The 4005-nt window shown below is 62.4% G+C and carries 3 protein-coding genes; 1 reads left to right on the forward strand and 2 read right to left on the reverse strand.

The window, feature by feature from the left end; translation table 11 throughout:
- On the reverse strand, positions 1-345 hold a 345-nt coding region (locus RMO57_RS09320; protein ID WP_310385974.1), incomplete at its 3' end, for a type II toxin-antitoxin system RelE/ParE family toxin.
- On the reverse strand, positions 323-796 hold the full coding sequence (locus RMO57_RS09325; protein WP_310385976.1) for a hypothetical protein: 474 nt from the start codon (positions 794-796) through the stop codon (positions 323-325). The genes RMO57_RS09325 and RMO57_RS09320, both read right to left, overlap by 23 nt.
- A 308-nt stretch (positions 797-1104) precedes the next feature.
- Here RMO57_RS09325 and dnaE point away from each other — a divergent pair.
- Positions 1105-4005: DNA polymerase III subunit alpha (gene dnaE, locus RMO57_RS09330; protein WP_310385978.1), on the forward strand; the 2901-nt coding region annotated here is incomplete at its 3' end.

The raw sequence follows: 4005 nt of genomic DNA on the forward strand, positions 1-4005 counted from the left end.
ACCCTCGGCTTTCCTCTTAAAGACTTGACCCTCGGCTTTCCTCGGCTTTCCTGTGATCGGGGGCCACTGTCGGCGCGCGTGGACCACGTTCACGACTTCCACCAACTCGGGCGACTCGCGATAGAACAGCACGTAGTTCGGTCGAATGACCATTTCCCGCAAGCCCTTGACGCGATGGGAGGGCTTGTAGAGCCTGGGCTGATCGGGAAGCGCTGCCGCCTTGGCCTCGATCTCGTCCATCAGCTGCTGCGCGGCATCGGGGTTGTCGTCGGCGATCTCGGCAATGATGAGCATCAGGTCAGCGCTGGCCTGCGGCCGCCACTCAAGCCGGGGCTTTGCCGGCATGCTGCTTGCGCTTCTTGTTGATCAGAGCTTGCGCCTCGCGCATCACCTTGGCGTGCGGGATGTTGGGCTGCGGATCTGCAAGCGAGGCCTGCACCTTCTCCTTGATCCACTGCTCATGCGCCGCCGCAGCATGCGCTGCTTTCAGCCGGTCGGAGGCCATCAAGCGGCGCGTCTCCCCGCGCGTGGTGTCCTTGGCCTCTGGGTCGAACTCGGCCAGGTTGACCTTGAACTCGGTAATGCTCAGCGCTTTGAGGTAGACGGCCAGGGTCTCGAATTTGCGGAACATGCGCGGCTCGCCACGCGAGGCGGCCAGCGTCTGGCTGGCGCGGCCGTAGTTGATGACAATGCCCCAGGCACCGGCCTGGCCGACGACTTCGGCCCCGACATGAGCGCCGGCACTCATCAGACTGCGTAGCGTGCGATGGTCTATGGTCTTCTCAATGGGTGGCATGGTGTGTTGTCCTGCTGGTCGAAGTCGAGCACAGTGTTTCACACTTTGTTAGAAAGTGAGAGCTTTCCAACAAGGGCGACATGCCAGCTCTTGGACATAACACCTGTTGCGCACCGGCCTGGCAGATAGTTATTCAACGGAAGGCGAGGGTCAGGTCTTGATTAAGAAGGGCCTCAACCAACTTTTCGACGTGCCTGTTGCCCGCCGGGTAGCGTTTGCTTCGGGCGCAGAGCACGCCTCGACAGGCGCGTTCGCCACGCATGCCGCGAAAGTCATGGCAAAAATGACGCATCCTTACAATCGCCCCCATGGCCTTTGTTCACTTACGCACCCACACCGAATTCTCCGTCGTTGACGGCACCCTGAGGATCGACGACGCGGCCGCTGCGGCCGCCAAAGACGGGCAAATCGCCTGCGCGATCACCGATCTGGCCAACCTTTTTGGCGGCATCAAGTTCTACAGCGGCATGCGCAAAAAGGGCGTCAAGCCCATCCTCGGCGCCGATTGCTGGCTGGAGCCCGAAGGCTCGGACAAGAACCCCAGCCGCTTCCTGCTGCTGGTGCAAAACAGCCAGGGCTATCTGAATCTGTGCGAACTGCTGTCGCGCGCCTGGATTCAGAACGTGCAGCGCAACCAGGCCTGCATGAAGTGGGAATGGCTCGCCGAGCTGAATGAGGGCCTGATCTGCCTATCCGGCGCCCAGTTCGGCGGCCTGGGTGCCGCCTTGCTGGCCGGCGACAAGCCGCGCGCACTCGACTGGGCCGGCCGCTTTCAAGGTATCTTTCCGCAGCGCTTCTACATCGAGTTACAGCGCGCCGGGCTGGCCGGCCAGGAGGCGCTGGTGCAGGCCAGTGTGCCCTTTGCTGCGGAGTTAGGCCTGCCGGTCGTCGCCACCCACCCGGTGCAGTTTTTGGCCCCCGATGACTTCGAGGCCCATGAGGCGCGGGTCTGCGTGGCCGAGGGCGAGACGCTGACCAACCCCAAGCGCATCAAACGTTTCCTGCCGGGCCAGTTCTTCCGCAGCCAGGCCGAGATGGAGGCGCTGTTCGCCGACATCCCGTCGGCGATCGAGAATACGGTGGAGATAGCAAAGCGTTGCAGCCTCAGCATCGTGCTGGGCAAACCGCAGCTGCCGGAGTTCCCGACGCCGCTGGTGGACGGGGTCAAGATGACGCCCGATGACTATTTCCGTTATGCCTCACATGAGGGCTTGAAGGAGCGGATGCTGCTGCTCTACCCGAACGAGGCCAAGCGGGCCGAGCAGATGCCGATCTACATCGAGCGGCTGGAGTTCGAGCTAGAGACGATTGTGAAGATGGGCTTCCCCGGTTACTTCCTGATCGTGGCGGACTTCATCTGGTGGGCCAAGAACAATGGCTGCCCGGTCGGGCCCGGCCGGGGTTCGGGTGCGGGCTCGCTGGTCGCCTATGTCTTGAAGATCACCGACCTCGACCCGCTGCAATACAAGCTGCTGTTCGAGCGCTTCTTGAACCCGGAGCGAGTCTCGATGCCCGACTTCGACATCGACTTCTGCCAGGGCAATCGCGACCGCGTCATCGACTATGTGAAGGACAAGTACGGCCGCCACGCGGTCAGCCAGATCGCCACCTTCGGCACCATGGCGGCCAAGGCGGCGCTGCGCGATATCGGCCGCGTGCTGGGGCTAGGCTATGGCCAGGTCGACTCGATCGCCAAGCTGATCCCCGCACCACCGGGCAAAACGGTGACGCTGGCCAAGCTGCCGGAGAACTTCGACCCCACCAAGGAGAAGATGATCTACGCGCGCCATGAGGCGCCCGAGATCGATCTGCGCGAGGCACAGGAAGAAGAAGTGGCCGAACTGTTGAAGCTGGCGGCCCGCGTTGAGGGTACGGTGCGCAATATCGGCATGCATGCCGGCGGCGTGTTGATCGCGCCCGGCAAGATCACCGATTTTTGCCCGCAGTACCAGCAGCCCGGTTCGGACAGCGCGGTCAGCCAGTACGACAAGGACGACGTCGAGGCGGTCGGCCTGGTCAAGTTCGACTTCTTGGGCCTGGCCACGCTGACGATTCTGGAGCTGGCCAAGGATTTCATCATTGCGCGTTACCCGGCGCAAAAGGACTTCAGCTTCGAGACCATTCCGCTCGATGACCGCAAGACCTATGACTTGTTCTCCAAGGGTCTGACCGAGTCGGTGTTCCAGTTTGAATCCAGCGGCATGCAGCGCATGTTGAAGGACGCCAAGCCCTCGCGGCTGGAAGATCTGATCGCCTTGAACGCGCTCTACCGGCCCGGCCCAATGGACTTGATCCCGACCTTTGTCGCGCGCAAGCATGGCAAAGAGGTGGTGGTCTACCCGCATCCCTTGACGGAGCCCGTGCTGGCCGAGACCTACGGCATCATGGTCTACCAGGAGCAGGTGATGCAGACCGCGCAGGTCTTGGGCGGCTACAGCTTGGGCGGCGCCGACATGCTGCGCCGCGCGATGGGCAAGAAGAAGGCCGAGGAGATGGCCGAGCACCGAGCAATCTTCCGCAAGGGCGCGGCCGTTAACGGCCTGGACGAGGCCAAGGCGGACGAGGTGTTCGACCTGATGGAGAAGTTCGCCGGCTACGGTTTCAACAAGTCGCACGCCGCTGCCTACTCCTTGCTGGCGTATCACACCGGTTGGTTGAAGGTCCATTTCACGGCCGAGTTTTTCGCCGCGAACATGACGATCGAAATGGGCGACACCGACAAGCTCAAGGTCTTGTTGAACGACGCCAAGCTGTTCGGCATTGCCTTCGAGCCGCCTAACGTCAATCTCGGTGTGCACCGGTTCGAGCCGATCACCAATAAATTGATCAACTATGGCCTGGGTGCCATCAAGGGCACGGGCAAGGGCGCGATCGACTCCATCGTGGCGGTCCGCTTGGCCGGCGGTGAGTTCAAGAGTTTTTACGACTTCTGCAATCGCATCGACCGCAAATCGGTCAATAAGCGAGTGGTGGACGCCTTGATCAAGGCCGGTGCTTTCGACAAGCTGGAGCCGGAGCGGGCGCGCCTGTTGGCCAGCGTCGCGCGCGGCTACACCCATGCGGAGACGCAGGAAGCGAATGCCGACCAGGGCGGGCTGTTCGACTTCGACGACTCGCACGCCGCCAGCACCGCCGAGCCCGACTTGGTCGACGCCGCGCCCTGGAGCATCAAGGAGCGGCTGACGCTGGAGAAGACGGCCGTGGGCTTC

The sequence above is a fragment of the Roseateles sp. genome, from assembly GCF_031397715.1.
In the GTDB taxonomy this organism is placed as follows: domain Bacteria; phylum Pseudomonadota; class Gammaproteobacteria; order Burkholderiales; family Burkholderiaceae_C; genus Paucibacter_A.